Raw genomic sequence first — 21,689 nt, 5'->3', positions numbered from 1 at the left:
ATACGTATAGATTAAGTAAGGGATAAAAAGCGCATACTTCGCTTTTCCCTCTAAGGTGTCTTTTTGAGTGATAACTTGAATCCACTCCTCAGCAGAGAAGTTAGAGATGATGTTGAAGATATTCTTATCAAAGCCGCAGCTTTTTAGAGACTCAAACGCTATATCTATTCTATTATTCATTTTTATGACCTCAAATGCCTACGATTTCTTAAGAAGGGTGTCTTAAGCGGCTCGGATAATTATTTTATTCTGCTGCTCTTTCAGCTGTACAAGCGCGACTTTGCCTAAATCATCTTCGAGAATATCCTGATTTGCCAGGTAAGTACCATTGATCGAGACGAGTTCTGGATCAAAGTTATGAGAGACTATTGTAGAGGTTGTCGAGCCATTCACGCCAGCATGGGCACGCCCTTCCAGCTTTCCAAAAACAGTGATACTGAAGTCGGCAGCAATTTCAGCACCGCGCTTCACATCTCCAATAATGACGAGGTTTTTGTTCTCTGCGTAAACAGATTGCCCGCCTCTGATCGACTCTTCAATGATCATGGACGCTAACTGAGGGGGAGATTGATGGGCTTCGCTTACTTCATTCTTTTGAACGGATACTGCTTCAACGTATTCTTCAGGTTTTTCTTTTCCGATGATCAGGCTTGAAGCTGCTTCATCCAATTTTTGCCGAATGGGCTTAATGCCACAAGCGGTCGCGATAGTTGACTTGATGCCAACAGCGCCGACAACATGATGACCCAGTCGCTCTAGGCAATGCTTGGCCTCCATAACGAATGCCGCAATATCCTCTTCCTCAAAATGAAGTTCGGAAAAATTAAGAACGATATTCAGGCAAGAAAAAGTCTGTGTAAACCGACGTTGTAAGTCTTCCAGTTCTGTCATGATGCGTGTGAGTTCCTTGTGAGGTATCACAAGTTCTTGACAGTAAAAGTTACCGGTTCTGAGGTGTTTTGATATGTGCAGTGATGAATCGCTCATGATTTTTGATGAAAAGTAGACAATTCGTTTACTTATTTCAATATTGAGCAGCATGTTTATGAAGGTAAAAAAAGCTGCATGGCAGCTTTCTTAAGGCAGTTTAGATGAGGGATTCAGCATCAACACGGTCTAACTCTGGGTTGATGACTTGCTCAAGAAGCCGATGTCTTAATCTGTATGAGTAATTCCCTGTATCATCTGATTCATGACGAAGGTTCGCATACGTTTTTTCGATGATCTCATCAACTTCATCTTCGCCAAAAAAGCTTTTTAATGCATAGTAAAGTGCGGCGGGGAATCTAATTTGAGTATTCGACTTAGAATCTTTGCTGCACATGATTCTCACGTAATTGACATCAATTTCATATCCTTCAAGGAAATCCGGGTCAATAATCAAGGTGTACAAGTATTCCCTAATATAACTTGCGAAGGGAACATCAGGGTGCGCTTCTTTCATTTTCCCGGCAGTAACGTAAAGCCATCTATCTGATTTTGTTGAGTCTTTCTTAGACTTAACAGGCATATACTGGAAGTCAGGAAATAACTTCTCCTCGTTCTGCTTTAGAATATGGTAAATACCAATATCTATACTTAGCTTCGAGGTTTTTGGCGTATTTGTGCCTTCTTGGAAGTAGCGATAAGTGAGTACGTGAACAGAATTGTTTGTATTTGCCATATTGTGCGCTCCAGACCATATATCTCGAACAGTCTGACTGCCGAGCAAAGGAGTATCTTTTTCTTAGAACCTGAAAAAAGATATTATCAGAGAAACTCACAGGTGATCAAAGCATATTCAGCGGATTCAGAATATTTGTCGCTATTCTGACATAGCAAGGTTGTTTTTTTGGCAAAGAATCACATTTCTGAACAATGACAACCCAAGGAGTTACACTGTCGCGTGCTGCTCAGTTGAGAACTGATTACCATAAGATAGCAATAAGACGCTCAAGAAGGCCCTGTGGCATCGCCTTTGGTACGATTGCGACGCAGATTTAATTTTTTATCTTGCTAGATGATTTACCTTGCGCATATCGCTTTAGTAAACTGAAAGACGCCTGACGAAAAATCGTCCATTATGACCTTAGGTCTGCAATGAACACCTTCTGTTGCGACCCATAAAATGAGCTACGTCGCGACACGGCTTGCTTCTATTTCTTTTTTGTGGCGCTATCATCACAGATAAGAGGGATGCGATTTCATAAAAACGGATGCATCGATAAACCAATATATGCAATTAAAGTCATAAACATACAACCAGGATGCTGTTCATCTTTCTGTACTGATATCGAAAGCTCAGTACTGGCAAGCAAACTATCCTCAGATATGAAAGCCGCAGATACGAAGGCGCTCATTTTCATTATTGCAGTTTCTCTCATTTGCTTTTTCTATTTGCTCAGCGACCGACATCGTCGTTGATTCCCCTGAAGATGAGATCAACGCAATACACTGCTTTTCATCAACACTCAATTGAAGATGGCCTGAATTTATCTCATCAAGCAAGTCAGACTTGTACTGTGTCGTGTTCATTCCGCTTAAGCTTCCTCCCCGACCACTTTTTAGTTATTTCTAAAGTACTGATCAGTATTACCTCGGTCGACTCAACATTCCGTTCACCACGCTCTCAACAAGTTATTTAAGCCACTCAAATTAAGTCATTATATTGCTATTAAATGTATTGTACTCATTTCTGATTCGCCTCCGCCTGTACCATTTGAACTCAATGTACTTTTTGTGATTGCCTTCGATGAAAGAGCATGTATAATTCTGGTGTCTCTTTCGGGAGCCGTCGATTTCTCGCGACGTTAAACTTGTATTGAGGCTCAGGTGCAAGGCAGAAGCCAGGCTTCTGTAAAGTGAATCGACAGGGGATTTTACCCAGCTAACGGGGTTTCGTCCACCTAGATTAGTGTCGACGGCGTACTTGCAGTTTTTGGGAAACTGCTTCGCCGAGTGAGGTCACGTAACCCATCCCCAATCGTGTTACGTTGACCAAGGTTTTCCTGGTTTCCCTGATGGGCTAGAAAATAATTGAATAAACCAGGTCAGAAAGGGAGCTTTATGCTCCCTTTCGCCCTTTATGGGTTTCTTTTTTGAATTGTGATTGTTGTATTTCTATCAAAGAAGTGAAGTTCTCTATTTTTCTTTATTCTCACGTCACTCACATAGCTAGAGACTTTTATTTTATTCGCCTCGATTCCCGAAGAAATTGCTATTTCTTTTATTTTTTCGGCTCTCGTCTTCGCTAAGTTTTCATTGTATTTTCTCTCTCCTCTCGGATCGGCTCTTCCAATGATTTCAATAGCAATATGATCCATATCCGAGATAGAAGAGAATACTTTTTTCAACAATTCTATTTCATCTTTCTGAGGGCTACTTTCCGAAGTCATATAATACGCATTGTACTCAAAGATACCGATAAGCAGCTTATTTTCTATCATTGCCTTCAGCTCATCATCTTTTGCTTCAAGTAATCTTTTTGTTTCAACTTTCTGTATTTCTCTTGCTCTCTCCTGGTCTTTACTGAGCGTCATTTGATAGAAGCTAAGCAGGCTTTCAAGCTCATTTCTGAACGCTCTCGCTCTGATAATTTGTGTGTTCAGATTCGAAATTTCATGCTTAAGATACTGAGCATAAGGGCTTTTTTTTGACTCTTCGAGTATGCCGTCAGCCCACAAAAAGCTTTCTGACAGGATGTTTGAATCTGTGATGGCGATATCCATTTTCTTTCTGGTGGGCACATCTTCTTCTTTTGCTCTCTGAATGCCTTCCTCAGTGGCGTCATTCACAAAAGAGAGCTTCTCTAACGTCAGTTTTATCCGGCTTCTTTCCTTTTCAAGTGAAATAGCCTTATTGAGTTCAAAACTTTTAACTTTTGCTATTTCTACCTGGGAAAGAACGGTGTGTGCAATCACGCCAGTTGCCGGAATTGTTTTCTCCGTAATAATGTCGTGAGCTTGGACAGTAAATCCTGATGTGATAAGTATTGCGATGAGTGAACGATTCATTTTTATTCAATCATCCTCATTTACATACGAAGTATCAAATCGATTTGACATCCATATTTTAAAGTTATTACCCTCATTGCAGATTTTTACCGAATATATTTCTTTGAGGATACGAATGGATAATTTTGAACAATTACTAAGTGAGTCAATGGCTAACTTTCAGCACAGGCCAAGTGAGATTATTGAAGCTGAAGTTATTTTTGTTGACCGTCATAAAATAATCGTGGATGTTGGCCTTCATGCCGAAGGAACCATTTCTAGAAATGAGTTTATTGAGCCGCCTGTTGTTGGCGATAAGATTAAAGTTGTCGTTGAAGCGCTCGATGATGGCGATGGCCAACTAAAGATCACACACCGTGAAGTCATGGTTCGTGAACAATCTGAACATATTCCAGAGATGGTTGCGAACAATGAGATTGTTGATGCAAAAGTTGTGAGCTTGGCAAATGCCGGACTGAACGTTCAAGTCGGCTATCTGAGTGGATTTATTCCAAGAAAACTTGTAGATGTTGTGCCTGTTTCAGATCCAGAACAGTTTGTGAATCAGATGGTTAGAGTCAAAGTACTTTCACATGATTCAACACATGATAACTTGGTTGTGTCGCGCAAAGCTGCAATCCTTGATGAACGCGGTGGGATTGTCCCTGCACTGGATCGTGAACTTTCTGTTGGCGATACCGTAGAAGGTAAAGTGATTAACCTGAAACGCTATGGTGCCTTTATTGATATCGGTGGCGTGAGTCCGCTGCTTCATGTGTCTGATTTGAATTGGGATATCAATCAGGCGAAGCCGGAAGATTTCGCGATCGGTGATAGACTCAATGTGATTGTGAAACACAAAGATAGCGACACAAACCGTTACTTCCTCTCTGTGAAGCATTTAGATATGACGCCTTGGGAAGATGCGAAAAAACAACTTGAGGTTGGTTCTGTACATCAAGCCAAAGTGATCAAAGTTGAAGGGAACGGTGATATCCGTGTGTCTGTCGGTGGTGTTTCTGGCTTGGTGAAATCTCAGGATGTCAGCTGGACTCGGATGACCACCAGCTCAATCAATGCAGAATTCCGCAGAGGCGCAGAGATTGAAGTAAAAGTGATCGGCTTCGATGATACGTTTGGATTTGAAGATGTTCTCGTCTCTCGGAAAGATTGCATCAACAACCCTTGGACAGAGATAAGTCAAAAATTCAAGGAAGGCGATATCATTGAAGCATCCGTCAAATCTGTTGGTGACAAAATGATTTTCATCAGCGTTTTTGAAGATGTTGACGCGATAGTTCCGATTCGCGAGATTAGCTGGTCAAATTCAAAAGGAGCCATCTTGGGTATTCATGTCGGTGACAAAGTGAAAGCAAAACTGACCTCAATTGACGTTGAAGATCGACGTGTGGTTGCTTCGATGAAACAAACGGAAGAAAACCCATTGTACTCAATCAAACGGGGTACAAAAGTGACAGGTGAAGTGACTTCAATCGCAAAGAACGGCGATGTACAGATCAAATGCTTCCAGGGTCACCGAGAACAGATGGGAGTTATCTTGAGTCGAAACGCTGTCCCAAGTCGCGCCTATAAATCTGATGAAGTGTATGAGATTGGTCAAAAGATTGATGGAACGGTCATCAGTGTTTTAGCGAACGGCCTTATCAGTCTGAATGTTTCAAACAAGTGGGAAAAAAGCGCTTCTCAGAATAACGCCCTAAAAGAGGCGATGAAAGCAGCGAAGGCTGAAGCTTAAAAGACACATCGTGTTTATCTAAATAATCTTGAAAAGAGGTTTGATGTGATCGACCTCTTTTTCTTGATAGCAACATTGATTTATCTTCCTCGGTGCTATCAAACTTGCTCGATCTCATCCATCCGTGATGGATGTCTTCCACTCGATGGTATGTCGCACATGAATTCTGTATCAATTCAGCTATTTCTGATGCACGCTGAGCACAATTTTTGCTCAGGTCAGCCTCATCAGCCACCCAAAAGGTCAGAATACCCATTCAAGCGTGTTTCTTTGAGAGAATTTCGCTCGCCAGCTTTGAAATTTCTTCAAAAGCAGCTCTTTTTGTGACGTTGTCATGCGTGAAATTTATGCTTGTGATTCGACCATCCTTTCCTAACTTTCTCTTTTTCTCCCGATCAATATAAGAAACAAACGACAGGTACAATGCGCAAAGTGTATGTTGATATCTAAATGGCAGGGTCGGGTTAAACTTATCGTGATGATTGAGAAGTTCCGAAGTCACTTTCTCATATCCCCGCTTTGTTTTTTCGTTTCCAATCTCGAATCGACGGTACATCCGATGATGAAACTCAGAAACATGATCGGCACTGATACCGATTTCTGAAAATTCACTCATCTTTGACTCAAAGTCACCGGCATGATCTTCAATACTGTTTTTCACCGATATCGCAGCCTCTAAAGAGTCAAATTCATAATGATGGCTCAACTCGTAGCATGTTGATAAGTATGTTGGCTTCCCACGCTGATCCTTTCCTGATATCGCAGAAACCTGATATTGCACTTGATCATCTTTAATCCAGACCGGCGCAAATTTCGTTTTGCCATTCCCATCATTGACTGTGTAGATAATGATGCAGTAGTGAAAACCTAAATCTGATGCTATTGATGAGGCATTCCGGTTCATTCTTGCAACGACATAGATAAACTTCCCTTCTCTGGTGTGACCTAAAGCATATAGCTCTAATTTTAAGGGATCTCTCAAGGTTAAAAAAACATCGTAAAGTTTATCGATTGGGATGATGTTAAAATCTTTGCCTCTCACTGCAACTTCGGTTGTTTCCCCGCTTCTGCTGATTAAAAGCTGCTTACTTCCGCTCAGTGTCATCTCATCTTTGTTTTTATAGTAAAACAGAGGCTTGATCTCGTAGTGCCAATCCAGATCGCTCAACCTGAAGATGATTTGCTTATCGCGTACAGGGTCTAAACCTGCAATGATTTCATCGTTATAGATGTGATTGAAATGATTCATTTTTATCGTCTGTATGTGAAATGCTTCAGGTCATTGTAGACAAATTGAAGTAAAAAAAAAGAGCAGCTTCGTTGCTGCTCTTTGGGTCAGTGAACGCTACAGACGATTTCTGCTGCTTTACAGCCGAAACGGATGACTTTCAGTGGTTTACCACTTTCAAGAATCGTATTACCGATCCTTCTTCCGATTTCAGATTCGACGCCCCTTTCAATAGGACGGGCTCCCATGTCTATTTGATAGTACTTGTTTGCAATCAACCTGAGCGCATCCTCACTGACTTCAACCTGGATGCCATATTGGTTATTCGCCTTGGCTGCGATTTTATTGACTGACTTCTGGGTGATCTTGACCAAATCATTTTCTGACAACGTTTTGTAATCAATGGTTGCTGTTAATCTGTTTCGGAACTCTGGCCGGAATGTTTTCTCAAAAACAGAACGGTCTACACCCACTTTAGCCTCTGTTTTTCCAAGAAAACCAAAGCCTTGATTACCAATGTCGGCAGCACCACAATTCGATGTAAAGAAGATGAGATTGCCACTTAAATCTAACTCTTTCTGAGTGTTTGTCGTCAGGTTTCCTTTATCAAGCACCCCTAAGAGTAGATCAAATATTTTCGGTGTCGCTTTTTCGATTTCATCGAACAAGATCACACCATTCGGGTTTTTCGAAACGAACTCAGCCAGCAGACCATCGCCTTTGTCATGACCGATATAACCCGGTGGCGCACCAAGCAACTTAGAGATGGTGTGACTTTCCTGGTATTCGCCCATGTTCAGGAGCAAACTCGAAATCCCCAACTCACGCGCAAGAATTTCTGTGGTTTCTGTTTTTCCGACACCACTGCCACCAAGAAGCATAAAAGATGCACGCGGTTGTTTCTCTCGAATCTTGAATCCAAGGCTTGATAACTGAATTTGTTCGCAAATTTGATCAATGGCATCATCCTGACCAAATAGCTCTGCTTTCATTTTTTGATTCAGGCATTTCAGTTTGCTTCCAAATGATGTTGATAACACATCCAGGGCAACACCTTTCACCGATGCAACAGCCTTTTGGACGACCTGAACGGTCACGATATGTCTGTCGTGCATGGTTGAACAGCGTTCAAGTACCTCGAGACACGAAGAGAGCGTATTGGTTTTAAAGTGTTCTTCCGCAAGTCGATTCAATTCTTCCAATGCAAGATCATCGTAAACAATATGCGCTTGATTTGAGATCTTATCTGCATAGTTCCGGAAAATCTTGAGCCTGGCTTCCTGTTCGGGGGCATTCACATTGATTCGAACAACAGAAGCACGATACCCCCTTTTGTCAAAAACCATACTGTAAGTATCAGGCATGATCGTGCAAATAATTGAGACTCCCTGATCGGCCGCACTGGAAAGAAAAGGCAAAAACTCAGGATCTCTGCAGGCATCATTTAAATAATGAATATTATCAATCAACAGAATGGCATGCTCAGCTTTGCAATCATGGATAGCATTTGACAGACATTGCTCCAGAACACCTCGATGCATGCTTGTATTGATGATTTCATCGGAATCAAGCTTGATGATGTGACGCTTCGCTTTCGGTTCTTGAGAATGATGTAGCCAGTAATTGAGGCTGTCGATGATCGTTGATTTTCCACTGCGTTTATCACCCACTAAGGCAACAATAGAACCACCGCTTTTATTCACAGCGCCCTTCACCCTATCCAAAATACCATCGTCATCAATCAAACTGTCTATAAATGGCGCAGGCAGTTCAGAATACCCTCGTTTATTCGAGCCTTGATGAAAATCTTTTTCAAGGCTTTCGATACTCTCTCCACCGAGCATCGCCTTGAGCTGAACCCTTAACTCAAGTGGCGCATCACACGCTTTTGATAATACGATTAAATCATCCCCTTCATTTTCGATCACGTTACAAATGAACTCAATCAGAAGGTGCATTTCAGTCACATTCGCAGTCGAGCCGCTCGCCATCGTTGCCCCTCGAATCATCGAGTCAACATTTGGGCTGAGTGTCGGCTGTACATGATCTGATTTAGGGAATTTGGAAAGTTGTTTGTCTATCTGTTGTTCGTACGCAATGACATTAATGAGATTCGAATGACTTGCGAGTAGTGTGCGGGCTTCATCAAAACGTGTGAGTAAAACTTTGGCTGCATGTGTTAAGTAAGCAACTTCGCTGCCATATTGTTTCGCTAGCTTGAGGACTTCATCCTTAAATTTAATGCCTATCATTAAAAATTCTCACAAATCGAGTAATAATATTGTAATTATAAGAAAGCGCTAGGACGTTTCAAGATAACTCTATCGACCTAAAATTCATTTTTTCATCAGCCATCAACGAACTGATTTATCACATCAACCACATCAATATCGCTATTATCGATGAGCATTTGATCAAGATTAGATATAATTTTTGCACCTTGAGGAAAGGCTTCACAATAAAAGGTATATGCGAAAAATATCGCATCTGCTAATTTTATTTTTGAAGCACCTCTATCCCAATATTTTTCTGTGCTGATATGTTCAAGGCTGTAAGTTCCGTTTAAAACCCTTTTCTTAATCTCTTCATATTCTCTGCTAAAAATAATTGAAAGCAAGATGGAATATTTAAAAGTGAGGGCCTTTTCTTTTATAAAGGCATCCAGTAATAATACCATTCTGGAGTGCATACCAATCTTTGACTTTTTCTGCCGAGCATACAACTTCAATGACTGGTTACACAGTGTCGCCATTTTCGCTTTTGTCTCATATTCTCTGACGAGATCTTTCGATGGCTCCATTATTTTTTGTTCCTCGCGGCTTGTATTTTACCTGCTCCTTCTACAATACAGGTCTCATAATTATTTGCGAGCGAAGCTCTGATATTTAATGCCTGAGATATTGCTATATCTAATCTTGAAATTCTGCCACCGACTCCGACGATATTGACACCATTCTCTTTCAGGTCATCAGCCATATCTTCTTTCGCCTTTTCTAAAACTTCCAGCAGTCCAGTGAGAAGTTTATCGACTAAGGGGCGAATCGCAGTATGCACCTGTAACTTTGTCAGCTTCAGGCTTTCAGGTACCGACGTTCTTTTGAGCAGGCCAGAAATAACTTCCTCCTGGTGTTCATCATCTTCCGGCAAAAAATATGCAGTTCCCAGCTTATCAAGTGCCTTTTTGGCGTTATTGATACCAATGGTGTAATCAGAGTGAACCCGGATATACTCAATAATACTTTTCTGAAAGTCGTCATAGCCCACTTGAAGGGTCGTGGCATAATGAATTTTATTGAGAGATATAATCCCAATCTCAGTGTAATCTTTCGCGATGTTCATGATGATAGAGGCACCGGCATTGTCTTTACCAATCCCAATTCCTCTTGCGGCAGCCTGAAGGGAAGAGATTAACTCAATTCCCTTGGCACCGGCTGCATCAATCGTTTCTATCATGACCTTTCGTGTACTCGCTGTTGCGCTGTGAGGGATAATTGCAAGCACATCTGGGTATATACGCAGAAATCGAAAAGGGCTCTTATTTTCATCAGCAATTATTTTAAAGTAGTGTCTTAACAGTTGTTCGCAATAGTTCGGCTCAGCAATGATCCCTTTTTGAACAGGGTAGACAACCCTGACACCATCAGGACATTTTCCGGTAATGTTTTCAGCTTCCTTTCCAAAAGCCAGGCAGGAATCACCATCAATCACAAGGATTGCAGGTTCATTCACTTTGATTGCACTATGACCATCACCCTGTTGGTAGATGACGGTATACCCGCTTGTTAAGTCGAGTGTAATATCATCTATTTTTAAACGATTTAATAATGTCTTTGCTGATTTCAACATGCCTGCCTAACGTTGCCAATAATATAGTCTGAATACAGGTTATAAAATGAATTTTATATATTCAAACTCACGAGCTGAGTTTCAACTTGATCCAGTCTTTTATTTTCTTCAATGGATTCCCTTCTTCAACCTTATCTTTCGTGATGAGGTGAACACTGCCTATTTCTTCATCTTTGTGATACGCCGTTAAGGTGCCAACGATATAGTTTTTTTCAACGGGTGCAAATAGGACGGGTTTGTTTTCACCGTTTTGTCCTAATTTCGCAACGAGGTAGATCTCTTCTGATATCGGCTCCACCCCTAGAGGAATTGTTTTAGTCAGGGACGCTTCTGCATACACAGTCACTTGATCTGTATCTCCATATAACACTGGCATCGTTGTGATGGCATCACCTTTGACGATTGGCTGAACATTGGTGAATCGCCGAAAGCCATAGTTTGTCAGCGTCTTCGCAGCCATGAATCGATCTGCGACGGAATCTGAGTTCAGTACAATGGTGACGATTTCCCGGCTGTCTTCCTGAAAGCTGCTCATCAGGCTGTATCCCGATCTCGCGGTATATCCTGTCTTCATGCCCGTGTATGAGTCAGACTCATTCAACAGTCTGTTTCTGTTTGGCTGCGTAATATCGTTGTAAGTAAACTCTTTTTCCTTGAAGTAATGTGTGTATTCAGGGAAATCTTTGAACACTCTGGTCGCTAAATTTGCGAGATCTCTGGCGCTGGAGTGCTGTTCTGTACGTGTGGGTAAACCCGTCGCGTTTGCAAACACAGTATCTGTCATGCCCAACACTTGGGCGTAGTTGTTCATGAGTGCAACAAATCGCTTTTCTGAGCCTGCGATATGCTCAGCAAGCGCAACGGATGCGTCATTGCCTGAGACAATGATCATTCCCTTGATTAAGTCATCAACCTTCACCTTCTTTCCAGCCTCGATAAACATCTTTGAGCCATCGGTCTTCCAGGCTTTTCTACTGATGAGTACTGTATCGTCGAGGTCGAGTGTGCCATTTCTTAATTCAGCGAAGGTGACATAAGCCGTCATCACCTTTGTCAGGCTGGCGATTTCAGTTTTTTCTTCTGACGCGTGTTCAGCCAACACGGTTCCAGTCGAGATATCGATCATTTTGAAAGATTTTGCAGGAACACTCGGTGCTGGCATCAAGGGAGTGGCCTGAGCAATGCCGCACAACGCAAAAAACGATGATGCGAGGAGTTGTTTTTTAAAATTCATTATTTATAGCTTTTGAATGGTATGATAGCGACAAAGAAAAGAGTAAAACACCACGAGAAAACGTCAAGATTACAGTGGGCCTTCTGCTGGATATAAAATAATCAGAAAAAATGATGAGTGATATAAAATTTACAGAAAAACGCCCAAAACATGCTGAGCATGCATACGGTGCAAGAAAATTTTCAATGACCGACACCAGAGAAGCCCATATGCAGTACACGGTCAATGGAGTCGGCGTGGACATTCTCGGGAAGCCAAATGTCTTAGCAAACAAGGTTGAGCTGATCATTGCGCGTTATTCTGCAGATAAACCTTCTGATCCGGTGGAACATCGCGCTTTCATTCATCTCAATCAGCTGATCCGATTGGAGTTAGAGACGGCCAATGCATCGGAGCGACGTGTGATCGAAGGCGAAATGGCTCAATTCTGCACCGATAAACTGTCATCATTCTTTGTCGACAATCACACGGCGTTCGACGATCTCTCGATGTCAGCGTCGCTCCATCACGACCCTGAGGTGACCGTCATCTGCTGTGCAGCCCTTGATGCGCCACTCAGACAATCCATTTACAGAAAGGCGCTCCACCTGGAAGTCCCTTACCTGACAAACGAGCAACGAGACTTTGCGCTCGAAGCAAACACGCTCAGCAGCACCCACAATCACAAGTCATCCTCCCCAAAGCACAGAGTCGATCTGGGTTCTCGGGCGACAACGGCGTCGTACACCGGACTGAACCGCAATAACCTCAAGACAAGAGTGACAGTGTCACGACATGAGGCGAACGGATGCACGACTTACATCTTTGCTCAACCAACGCCTGAAGGTAAAAGGCATCAAACTGAACCTTCGGAAGTCGTTATTCAAGCCCAGATAAAACCGTTATCCGGTGGACGTCGTTCCGTCACCCTCTCTCAGCCGGGCAGGAAAGGAAATTGGCCCTTTGCCAGAATTGTGCTGCCGGAATCTGACAACGATGCGAATGCAAACAACGTCAATCAAAGCAACGTTAATCAAAAGAATACGAATCAAGAAGCATCGTTGATCGCCAAACTTGGTGAAGCTGTGAACGCGAGTCTGACTGAAGGTGGCTACTTTAAGCGAAACCCTTTTGTTCGGGACAGTCTGGATATGTACGTTTCCGGCTTCGATCAAGAGTTGAAGGCACGTCTGCCTGAAACCGTGATAACACGTTCTGCAAAATTATCGATGGCGGATCAACCGGTCGCTTTTATCCTCATCGCGTTAAATGCCCTCAGGATTATCGATGTTCAGGTCGTAAAGTCAGACTCTCAAGACCAGAAGGTTTACGCGCTGCAAGGGGCCGATCGCCTGAATCTGGTGACTGTTTGCGCTGAATCTGTGGCCGCAAATCAATGGGGAGATCGATCCCCGCTCCAATGGTTAGTTCCCAATGGAAAGATTCGCCCCAATAACAGCTCAAGATTGATTGAGTCCCTGGTGAAACATGGTGTTATCGATATCAAGCGCTATCACGGAAATCAGATTCAGGCGATCAAAGCCATCTCAGAAGCTGTTTTAGCCTACATTGGTCATCCTGAAAATGTGTCTATGCGTCTTGGCCATACCATGAATGATGGTCGTGGCACAGTGCTGAAAAGGATTCCGCCTTTGCCGACCCCAACAAACGACCCCACATTACTTGCAAAATTTGAAGGATACCTGAGAGACCGAGGGATCACTCAGTCTGTCATTGACAGAGCGAAGTCCCAAAACATCATTTACACCAGTCTCGATGAGAAGCACTGCCCGGCGGTTTCGATGCTTGCCTTTGACAATTTTGGTGATGTGACCAAACCGGTTGTTCAGAAATTTGTGCCCTCCCCGGATGGAAAATGGACGAAAATGTTTGTGAAGGGTGCACCAGCAGGCGGTGCAGCACACATCATTCAGGCCGATTATGAGCAGTATGTGGTGCTCTGTGAAGCAAATATTGATATGTACGCTTTCCTTTCAGCGATTGAGCTGGCAGGTGGTAATATGCGGATGTACTCGGCTCATTCGCTGATGTCTGCAGGATATATTCCGGCATGGTTTGAAAATGCGTTCTCTCTCAGGCTCCCCAAAGATGAAAATGATGGGCATGGGTATTTGATTGAGAAAACCTATGCGATCAGAAATCATGACGCGCTTCTTGATGATCTGTCACGCTTCTTTGAGAAGTACACCTCAATTCAGTTTATTGACGATGGTAAACCAGCGAGCAAAAAATCCCTGCGTTTTTTCAATCAAGTGGTGGCGTTTGCTGGAGTTGAGAAAGAAAAAATTTCGATTCAGTCCTCTGAAAATCGGGTCACAAAGATTCCTCTGGAAAATGAGCTTGTGTTTGATCGCACTTGTTTCGAGCGGACAATGGCAAGTGCAGGTCTTTCATGCAACGACCAAGGTGATTTCGTCTACACACATGAACATGTGCACTATACAAAGATTGTCACCGATGCACAGAAGGCTGAAGCCAAAAGAAGGATCACAGAGAAAGTGGGAGATGCAAAATTTATCCTTGCTTTTGACAATGATCTCGCCGGCCACAGTAAGGCTGTTGCCCTTCACCGTTTTTTCAAAATGGTCGGTATTCCGGCTCATCCTGTGGTCGTTCCTTATGAGTCTAAAGCTGACATGGCATTCTCGGAAGCGCATGTGGTCTCTCGCGTTCTGAATGAAGAAGACCCTTCTACGTTTGATTTCAATGCGTTCCTGCTGCTGAACGATATGAACGATCTTCTGAAGAAAATGCTTGGTGTCCGTGAAGAAAGGCAGCGCCTTTTGAATACATTTCGTGATCAAGTGAAAGGAAGGGTTGATGGCGATCAATTACTCTCAGATTCTCACAGAATTGCCAAAGCGCTGGATACTCAGAAAAAGAGGATGGAAAACACCTACGCTGACCTGTTTGAAGCGGCAAAAGGGCTTGAAGCGCACCGGAAGCAGTATGGGATTGCTTCTGAAAAAGGCCGCGCAGCCGTCAAAATCTGGGAAGCAGACAAAGCGAAGAGAATTCAAAAACTGAACGCGATGCTTTCTGATGAAAAGATACCCCTGGCCCATCGCCGCTATCTCTCGATGAGCCCCAAAATACAGCGGCACTGAACGGCAACCCCTTGTGGTCATTCGATGGCAAATCGGATGAAAAGGCTCCAAAGCCTCAGGGATCTTTCCTTGAGGCTGGATTGATTTTTCCCGGCACAAGCCGCAATTGCGCCACACGCCTACCGGCACTCTTGTTCAAAAGCCACTTCAGCCCATCTTAATTGCTGATGGCAGAGTGAAACAAAGCCTTTTGAACTGACAGGAACGGACTCTTTTGTGGGAAGGAGCGGGAGATTATGTCTGTTCATGAACTGTATGAATGCGAGGGTCTCCAAGACATCAGCGACCACATCATCCACTTCAAATTTATTGGATAAGATGTCATTCAGGCCGAGGATGTCTGTAAAGTTTGTTTCTTCCTGAATGGTTTGAAGCATAAACCGCGATCCCTCGACACGCTCAAAAGCAGCAAGATAATGTTCGTAATCTGCACTGTCTTCCGAGATCTGATTTTTATCCAGAAACGTCTTGCGCGCTGTTCTGAGCTTCTCTTGTCGTTCTGTTGCGTCTGATGTTCTCAGTTTTTGATTAAGGTTGCTGATCGCTTCATGCATGGCTGTTTGCTGATACACGTGACTCTTTGGCTTCCGCCACATGATCTGGTGAACAATGTCGTGAAAGACATATTCATGCACCGCAAGATAACTAATTTCTCCGGAATGTTCAGTTGCAGGCACAGTAACATATTCATACTCTTGATTGAAAAGAGGCAGCAAACGTTCAAAACTCAGGTTGTAGTTTTTCCTTTTTCCGCCTGTCATGGTGGCATGATGAACGGCAAGCGCCCGAAGATAGCGCTGTTCATCAGTGAGCGCTTCATGACTGAGTTGATAGGTTTTTTTATCCGTGACATCAGCCCGGAAGTGACCCGCTTTGATGATATCCACGGTGCCATCCTCACGGGATGAGTAGAACCCTTGCAGAAAATATCCAAACGGATGAAAGGTATCCTCACTTCGCACACGGAGATTTTTATTTGTTTTTTTGACTCCGATGAGTATTCGGATAGGTTGACCACCGGAGATCGGCGTGTGGGTAACCGCACAGGTGATTAAGCAATGTTTTTTCATAGTTTTTAGAGTACAGCTTTGTCTTAATTTTAGTTTGCCACGATACCCGCAGACAAGAAACAAGGAGAAATTCCTTTAAATTTGATGCGTTATGAAAGATTCCACCTTCAACACCCCTCAAAAAGGCGGTCATTATAGCAAAACACACCCGAATTAGTAGCAATATAAGGACTTACATTCCCAGTTTTTAGGAATTAAACTAACCGCACAAATTTTTCATGCGAGGTTTCACCATGGGTAATCAACTTACTCATAAATTGGCATCCTTATTTGCCATTCTCATACCTGTATTGCTGGCCATCTCCGTATTCCATCCCAAACTGGACTTCGGGCTTCCCAAAATCTCTTACGGCATTGACCTTGTCGGTGGGGGGCAGATTATCCTTCAAATCGACAGTCAGGCGATAGAAGCGCGAGAGATCCAAGCGCTCGCGCAATTTTTCTCTCAAAGCCACCAGCTCAACAGAGAAGCGAGCGTTACCGATGCACTCGTGTTTGAAGGGGGCGGCATGCACCCCTCTGTATCGGATGAACTGATCAATCAGTACCCAACGCTGAAACTATCCCAAACACCGACAGGTGTGGTTGTCAGTGGTCTTGGGGGACATATCACCGCCAAAACGGGTGAAGCCGTTGTCGAGAATATCGCGACGCTCAGAACCCGACTGAATGCATTAGGTGTTGCCGATATTCGTGTGTATCGCCAAGGATCAGATAAAGTCGTTGTAGAGATCCCGAACGGCCATGAAATGGAACGAATCAAGTCGATTCTTGCTTCTTCTGCAGAAATCGGTTTTTATCAGGCGGTCATGCCAGAAGCAGGCGTCATGCTGAGCTATCAGGGAAACCCCGTCGTCAGAAACCATACCCCTATCGCCTCAGGCCAATCGATCACCAAGGCTGTCGCAACCGTCGACCCAAGCACTGGACTACCCGTTGTTTCTATTGGTTTAAACGCTACGGGCGGTCAGAAAATGGGGCGTTTTACCAAAGACAATATGGGTCAGCCAATTGTGACCACATTGACAGACTCAGACTACGCGTTCAGCGGTAAGGCAGGAGACGCGCCGGTGAGAAAGGTCACTGAAAAAGTTGTCTCTGTTGCAACAGTGAACGGGCAATTTTCCGATAGCTTTATCATTACCGGTCTTGGCTCATTAGAGGAATCTGAAAACCTGGCGCTCATTTTAAGATCAGGTGTCTTAACCGTTCCTATGTATATCGTCTCTGAGTCATCCATTGATTCAAGATTGGGGGCAGAAAATGCAAACCAGGGCTTCAGGGCGTTTGCTATCGGTTTGTTCGCACTCGCGCTTTACGTGATCTACCTTTACAGAATGCGTGGTGTTATCGCAATTTTTACACTCGTCCTGAATGCGGCATTCATTGTCATCGCCCTTTCTGTCATGGGTGCTTCATTCACCATGGCTGGCCTTGCAGGCATCATCCTCACCATGGGTATGGCTGTTGATGCCAACATCATCGTCATCGAGCGTGAAAAAGAGCTTTTCGGTAAAACGACGACGCCTTTAGCAGATTCATTCAAGAGTTCAGCACTGCCAATCCTGGATGCGAATGTAACAACCCTGCTTGTGGCTGTTATTCTCTACAACGTGTCGTCTATCTCGTTGAAAGGCTTTGCGATTACTCTGGCACTGGGTGTGGTCTGTACAGTGCTCAGCTCATACTTCATGAATATGTACTTCAGTACAGCCTGGATACGCGAACGATCCAATGATCTTGAGCCAGCACAATCACGGCCGTCTTAATGATGCTCTGTTCCAGGACTGAGCGAGAGAGCACTCAATCACGACTTTCGCTTTTTTAAACCATGAACCCAGTCGAAAAAATCGCTTGGGTTCGATGTACCGTTCAATTGACCGAATGAGAGATTTTATGAACTTTGTATTGATTGAATCAGTCAGAGAAAAGCTCGCCAAGGTGATGCTGGCTTTCATGCTCCTGATCACCCTACTCTTTGCTTCAGGTACACTCATACTGAACTACAGCATTGAGTTTACGGGCGGAGTTGTTTACACCCTCGATGCCTCGATAGAGGCGGTTCAATCCAGGCTGGGAGAGAACACATCGTTGATGATCTCCGGATCGTCAAACGGTGCGACTGTGCAAATGGCAGATGAATCTGGCCTGACCATGAGTGATCAGGAATACCTGAACGCGCATCAGCTGGCAAGGGACACCATTGGCGCCTCATTAGGACAAGCGCTGATCAGTGCGTCGCTGTACGGGATGGGTATCGCATTCCTCGGGGTTATGATTTACCTTTCTATGAGATACAACAGCGCCATGGCGATTGCGACACTGATCGCACTTGTGCACGATATTGCGTTCACACTTTTTGTCCTGAGTGTCTTCCACATTGAAGTGTCCTCGATTGTTGTCGGTGCACTGCTTGCTATCATCGGTTACTCAATTAACGATTCCGTCGTGACCCTAGACAGGGTCAGAACGCTGATTCGTGAAGAAGAAAAAAACCCGGTGCAGACTGCGATGGAAATGACACTCAGAAGAAACGTCAATACTGCAGTGTCGACTCTGATTGTCATTGTTTCGCTATTCATTTTCGGAGGAGAATCGATGCATGCCTTTTCTTTAACGCTGTTCGCTGGCGTGGGAGTCGGTATGTTCAGCTCGCTGACGATTGTCCCTTACTGGGTATCAATCAAGAAAAATTCAGGTGCTTTTGCCGTCTCCAAGAGGCCATCACCTGAAGGTGAATTATAAAATATGCTTATGAAAAAAATATGGATCGCAGGGCTGGTGGCTTTTTCCTCAGTATCAGCATTTGCAATAGATGTCACTGTAGAGGAAATGCAATATATCCCAAAAGAACAACGGGTTGAGAAACTTGGCGTACAAAAACTCAACTTTGATGGTGCGCTGGTGGATTTTGCTGGCGTGAAAATTCATCAGACAAAAGGTCTTGAGGATGCACTGCGTTTTATCGAGGGTCAGCAGCAAATGTCTGACTTAAGAAAAAAGGCGCTCAAGGCTTTAGCCTACTCAAGTGCATTCACCATTCAGAATGCTAATGACCGGGTAGCACTTCAACAATATTCAAAGACTGCATCCTTAGTGGCAGGTTGCGGATACTTTGGTCTTGATGAGGAGATCACATTTATCACTGAAAGTATTTTCACCAAACTCATCGAAGGAAAAGAATCTTATAAAGAAAACCTCATCCTGGGCAGCCTGCAACAAGCAGATCTGACGCCACTCTCAATGAACCCCAGATACGTTCAGGATGCCATCATGAGCTGCTCTGAAAACCTGAAAGTCTGGTTACCCAAATGAAGAAAGGCGGCCATTGCCGCCTTTCTGATACTGATTACGCTCAGAGATTAGTATTTGGGCTCAACTTTATCCAGAATACTACCCAGCCGTTCGCTACCGACATCATCCACATGTTTGTCTAGTGCATTCCCGCGTTGATCTCCAAGGACTTTGTCAACGATGTTATCCATCGCATCCTGACGGTTACCTTCTCCCCATTGATCTTCATCATACCACTTGGCATACCCGGCATAGTCCTCAAGTTGGTCTTCTGTTTGCTTCTCAGCAACTTGTCGGTAGAGCGGTTTATCTAAGTCAGAAGCACCCAGTTGTTTTGCTTCTTCCGTATTTTCAATTTCACCCTTTGCCGTATCCTTTGCTTCCTCGTGAGCCTCATCAATCGACTCATTCACCGACTGGCTGAAGTTCTGGGCTAACTTGCAGTTGTTTTCGAGCCACCATTTCTTTGCCTTCTTCATACCAGCTTTGTAGGCTTCGCTCATCACCGTACTCCAATCCACCCCATTGGTGTTCCCCGCCATCAGCGCTTTTAATGACGACCAACCCGCCTCTAGCATGGATAGATCGATGTCAGGAATTTTGAATTCTGTATTGGCAATCACATCACAGAGATTCTGTTCTCTCGTCTCTGGATCTTGGGCGCGGTGTGCCATCCGTACTTCACGGAATTTTTCAAACCTTGGTACATGGTATTTATCAATGGAGCCTAAACTGGCCTCATACTCAGACATCACAGCCAGGATTTCTTCCTCAGTACACGCAAGTGGATCGACAGGGTCTGCGCTGTCTGAACCCGCGACAGCAGCACCTGAAGAAAATACGAGAGATATCCCGATCATTGTGGCGAATCTATTTGTCGGAAAATTCATTTCGAACTTTCTCTTAATTGTAGTCATGATTGAACACGACTACAAACCAGCCCACTTTACGATAGGCTATTGAAGATTGGACAAAAACTTGATCATCTCAATTGAAATAGGATCAAAAACAAATGTGATCAGAATTGCAAAAGTCAGCAGCATCATGCTTGTCCATCCAAAGATTTTTACCGCTTCAGACGGTGTGGGCCAAATGATTTTACCAAATTGTTCCCGGATGAAAGTAGATTCTTCCCGAAAAGTCTTAAAGATTCGATTTAGACGATTCACTTGCATTTACCTTATTTTAAAAACAACAATTATAATAATTCTAAAAAGTGCGAAAATTATAGGTTAGCACCCTCACGAAAACAAATGACGATGATGAGTAAAAAGTTTGAAACCAAGATAGCACTCTCACTGGCAATCGCATCTTTTGTCCCTTTTTCAAATGCTGCGATAGACAGGACCAGCGTAGAAAAAGATATTCAATCTGCTTCAGTAATTGCCAGAGAATTGAAAGTTGGCGAGCAAAGCTTCCACCTGACGTTCTACAGCAGACCGCCAAAAGGCACTTTTAAAAGCATTGCGAATGCTGATTATGTGGAGATTTGGCATGGAAAAGATCAGACACCGTACGCTTTACTCAATATTTCTGGGTTGACTCAAGAGCCTGCAGAAAGCCTCAGACGGTTGATGTTTTTTGGCATCGAGATGGACAGCTTCGACGCCAGAGCAACGAAGCGTCACTCAAGATTGATGCAAATGGTGAAGTCACCTTATTTGAAATATATGCCACCCAGACAGCAGTTGGTTGTTGGCTATGACTTAGGCGTTGCACCGGCATATAGCTCAGCGTGCTCAACCAAGGCCTCATCCCTGGTTCTCAGTAGTGGTGGGGTTTTTAAAGACGAAACTTGTGAGCCAACTGGATTAAAGGTTCTTTACTCGGTCAATATTACGGAGCAAGTCTTCCCCTGGGATGTCAATACGGTTTTCACGTCATCTGAACCCTACTCACTCACGGAAAGGCTTGATGGAATCAAAACGGTAGAATCCCTGAAAAAACGCATGTCATGCGAGGAAACACCGATCACCAATGAAGGGTATGGTGCGACTGTCGATCGATATTCATGTCAGAAAGGAAATGACCTTGTGGTTCTGAAACACAATTCGAGTCACCACCAATGGAATGGGTATCTTTTGGTTGATAGAAACACGTTCAATCAATATGGTGCCCCCCATAAAGTTCCTTTAACAAACTGGATCTTTCAGGAATTAGATGTCAGGTAAAAACAGGTAGAT

At 43.7% G+C, this 21,689-nt stretch carries 17 protein-coding genes; 6 read left to right on the top strand and 11 right to left on the bottom strand.

Annotation, left to right across the window (positions count from 1 at the left end; all coding sequences use genetic code 11):
• Window positions 1–222: 222 nt before the first annotated feature.
• The 4 genes from minC to EA58_RS13590 form a co-directional block, all read right to left on the bottom strand.
• A complete protein-coding gene (gene minC / locus EA58_RS21005; protein ID WP_268748947.1) occupies window positions 223–987 on the bottom strand; it encodes a septum site-determining protein MinC in 765 nt (254 codons plus the stop codon).
• A 100-nt stretch (window positions 988–1,087) separates the two neighbouring features.
• Window positions 1,088–1,663 carry a hypothetical protein gene (locus EA58_RS13600; protein ID WP_036753833.1) on the bottom strand — a complete coding sequence of 192 codons (576 nt, stop codon included), beginning with the start codon at window positions 1,661–1,663 and terminating at the stop codon, window positions 1,088–1,090.
• 641 nt (window positions 1,664–2,304) lie between these two features.
• Window positions 2,305–2,514 carry a hypothetical protein gene (locus EA58_RS13595; protein WP_036753831.1) on the bottom strand — a complete coding sequence of 70 codons (210 nt, stop codon included), beginning with the start codon at window positions 2,512–2,514 and terminating at the stop codon, window positions 2,305–2,307.
• Between the two features lie 548 nt (window positions 2,515–3,062).
• Window positions 3,063–3,992: an OmpA family protein gene (locus EA58_RS13590; RefSeq protein WP_036753829.1), complete on the bottom strand. Its 930-nt coding sequence runs from the start codon at window positions 3,990–3,992 to the stop codon at window positions 3,063–3,065.
• A gap of 115 nt (window positions 3,993–4,107) precedes the next feature.
• Between EA58_RS13590 and EA58_RS13585 the strand changes: the two genes are divergently transcribed.
• The gene (locus EA58_RS13585) at window positions 4,108–5,727 is read left to right on the top strand and encodes a S1 RNA-binding domain-containing protein (RefSeq protein WP_036753828.1); all 1,620 of its coding nucleotides are present in this window, start codon (window positions 4,108–4,110) and stop codon (window positions 5,725–5,727) included.
• A gap of 256 nt (window positions 5,728–5,983) precedes the next feature.
• Here the strand turns inward: EA58_RS13585 and EA58_RS13580 are convergent, their stop codons facing one another.
• The 5 genes from EA58_RS13580 to EA58_RS13560 form a co-directional block, all read right to left on the bottom strand.
• Window positions 5,984–6,976: a hypothetical protein gene (locus EA58_RS13580; RefSeq protein ID WP_036753827.1), complete on the bottom strand. Its 993-nt coding sequence runs from the start codon at window positions 6,974–6,976 to the stop codon at window positions 5,984–5,986.
• An 86-nt stretch (window positions 6,977–7,062) separates the two neighbouring features.
• Window positions 7,063–9,207 carry an AAA family ATPase gene (locus EA58_RS13575; RefSeq protein WP_036753826.1) on the bottom strand — a complete coding sequence of 715 codons (2,145 nt, stop codon included), beginning with the start codon at window positions 9,205–9,207 and terminating at the stop codon, window positions 7,063–7,065.
• A 95-nt stretch (window positions 9,208–9,302) separates the two neighbouring features.
• Complete coding sequence (locus EA58_RS13570; protein ID WP_036753824.1) at window positions 9,303–9,755, bottom strand: hypothetical protein; 453 nt, start codon at window positions 9,753–9,755, stop codon at window positions 9,303–9,305.
• Window positions 9,755–10,801 (bottom strand): rod shape-determining protein, encoded by a 1,047-nt coding sequence (locus EA58_RS13565; protein WP_036753822.1) that lies wholly within the window; start codon window positions 10,799–10,801, stop codon window positions 9,755–9,757. Before EA58_RS13565 ends, EA58_RS13570 begins: the two co-directional genes overlap by 1 nt.
• A 67-nt stretch (window positions 10,802–10,868) precedes the next feature.
• Window positions 10,869–12,035: a D-alanyl-D-alanine carboxypeptidase family protein gene (locus tag EA58_RS13560; RefSeq protein ID WP_036753819.1), complete on the bottom strand. Its 1,167-nt coding sequence runs from the start codon at window positions 12,033–12,035 to the stop codon at window positions 10,869–10,871.
• Window positions 12,036–12,220: 185 nt separating this feature from the next.
• Between EA58_RS13560 and EA58_RS13555 the strand changes: the two genes are divergently transcribed.
• Complete coding sequence (locus EA58_RS13555) at window positions 12,221–15,142, top strand: hypothetical protein (RefSeq protein WP_152548043.1); 2,922 nt, start codon at window positions 12,221–12,223, stop codon at window positions 15,140–15,142.
• 119 nt (window positions 15,143–15,261) lie between these two features.
• Here the strand turns inward: EA58_RS13555 and EA58_RS13550 are convergent, their stop codons facing one another.
• Window positions 15,262–16,029 carry a hypothetical protein gene (locus EA58_RS13550; protein ID WP_152548042.1) on the bottom strand — a complete coding sequence of 256 codons (768 nt, stop codon included), beginning with the start codon at window positions 16,027–16,029 and terminating at the stop codon, window positions 15,262–15,264.
• A gap of 416 nt (window positions 16,030–16,445) precedes the next feature.
• Between EA58_RS13550 and secD the strand changes: the two genes are divergently transcribed.
• The 3 genes from secD (at window position 16,446) to EA58_RS13535 (ending at window position 19,527) form a co-directional block, all read left to right on the top strand.
• The gene (gene secD, locus EA58_RS13545; RefSeq protein WP_161781050.1) at window positions 16,446–17,981 is read left to right on the top strand and encodes a protein translocase subunit SecD; all 1,536 of its coding nucleotides are present in this window, start codon (window positions 16,446–16,448) and stop codon (window positions 17,979–17,981) included.
• Window positions 17,982–18,108: 127 nt separating this feature from the next.
• Window positions 18,109–18,957, top strand: a complete 849-nt coding sequence (gene secF, locus EA58_RS13540; protein WP_036753808.1) for a protein translocase subunit SecF — start codon at window positions 18,109–18,111, stop codon at window positions 18,955–18,957.
• 3 nt (window positions 18,958–18,960) lie between these two features.
• Window positions 18,961–19,527 (top strand): hypothetical protein, encoded by a 567-nt coding sequence (locus EA58_RS13535; protein ID WP_152548041.1) that lies wholly within the window; start codon window positions 18,961–18,963, stop codon window positions 19,525–19,527.
• Window positions 19,528–19,574: 47 nt separating this feature from the next.
• Here EA58_RS13535 and EA58_RS13530 read toward each other — a convergent pair whose 3' ends face one another.
• A complete protein-coding gene (locus tag EA58_RS13530) occupies window positions 19,575–20,366 on the bottom strand; it encodes a hypothetical protein (RefSeq protein WP_036753802.1) in 792 nt (263 codons plus the stop codon).
• Between the two features lie 393 nt (window positions 20,367–20,759).
• Between EA58_RS13530 and EA58_RS13520 the strand changes: the two genes are divergently transcribed.
• Window positions 20,760–21,677, top strand: coding sequence for a hypothetical protein (locus tag EA58_RS13520; RefSeq protein WP_152548040.1), 918 nt, complete (start codon window positions 20,760–20,762; stop codon window positions 21,675–21,677).
• Window positions 21,678–21,689: the final 12 nt, after the last annotated feature.

This window comes from Photobacterium galatheae (genome assembly GCF_000695255.1).
Lineage (GTDB): Bacteria > Pseudomonadota > Gammaproteobacteria > Enterobacterales > Vibrionaceae > Photobacterium > Photobacterium galatheae.
Note: the sequence above shows the minus strand (reverse complement) of the source record. Positions and strands in the feature narration are given on the sequence as shown.

What these genes read in the sequence shown, in the direction of transcription:
- minC (WP_268748947.1), bottom strand. Translation starts at nt 987, where the DNA reads ATGAGCGATTCATCACTGCACATATCAAAACACCTCAGAACCGGTAAC.
- EA58_RS13600 (WP_036753833.1), bottom strand. Translation starts at nt 1,663, where the DNA reads ATGGCAAATACAAACAATTCTGTTCACGTACTCACTTATCGCTACTTC.
- EA58_RS13595 (WP_036753831.1), bottom strand. Translation starts at nt 2,514, where the DNA reads ATGAACACGACACAGTACAAGTCTGACTTGCTTGATGAGATAAATTCA.
- EA58_RS13590 (WP_036753829.1), bottom strand. Translation starts at nt 3,992, where the DNA reads ATGAATCGTTCACTCATCGCAATACTTATCACATCAGGATTTACTGTC.
- EA58_RS13585 (WP_036753828.1), top strand. Translation starts at nt 4,108, where the DNA reads ATGGATAATTTTGAACAATTACTAAGTGAGTCAATGGCTAACTTTCAG.
- EA58_RS13580 (WP_036753827.1), bottom strand. Translation starts at nt 6,976, where the DNA reads ATGAATCATTTCAATCACATCTATAACGATGAAATCATTGCAGGTTTA.
- EA58_RS13575 (WP_036753826.1), bottom strand. Translation starts at nt 9,207, where the DNA reads ATGATAGGCATTAAATTTAAGGATGAAGTCCTCAAGCTAGCGAAACAA.
- EA58_RS13570 (WP_036753824.1), bottom strand. Translation starts at nt 9,755, where the DNA reads ATGGAGCCATCGAAAGATCTCGTCAGAGAATATGAGACAAAAGCGAAA.
- EA58_RS13565 (WP_036753822.1), bottom strand. Translation starts at nt 10,801, where the DNA reads ATGTTGAAATCAGCAAAGACATTATTAAATCGTTTAAAAATAGATGAT.
- EA58_RS13560 (WP_036753819.1), bottom strand. Translation starts at nt 12,035, where the DNA reads ATGAATTTTAAAAAACAACTCCTCGCATCATCGTTTTTTGCGTTGTGC.
- EA58_RS13555 (WP_152548043.1), top strand. Translation starts at nt 12,221, where the DNA reads ATGACCGACACCAGAGAAGCCCATATGCAGTACACGGTCAATGGAGTC.
- secD (WP_161781050.1), top strand. Translation starts at nt 16,446, where the DNA reads ATGGGTAATCAACTTACTCATAAATTGGCATCCTTATTTGCCATTCTC.
- secF (WP_036753808.1), top strand. Translation starts at nt 18,109, where the DNA reads ATGAACTTTGTATTGATTGAATCAGTCAGAGAAAAGCTCGCCAAGGTG.
- EA58_RS13535 (WP_152548041.1), top strand. Translation starts at nt 18,961, where the DNA reads ATGCTTATGAAAAAAATATGGATCGCAGGGCTGGTGGCTTTTTCCTCA.
- EA58_RS13530 (WP_036753802.1), bottom strand. Translation starts at nt 20,366, where the DNA reads ATGATCGGGATATCTCTCGTATTTTCTTCAGGTGCTGCTGTCGCGGGT.
- EA58_RS13520 (WP_152548040.1), top strand. Translation starts at nt 20,760, where the DNA reads ATGACGATGATGAGTAAAAAGTTTGAAACCAAGATAGCACTCTCACTG.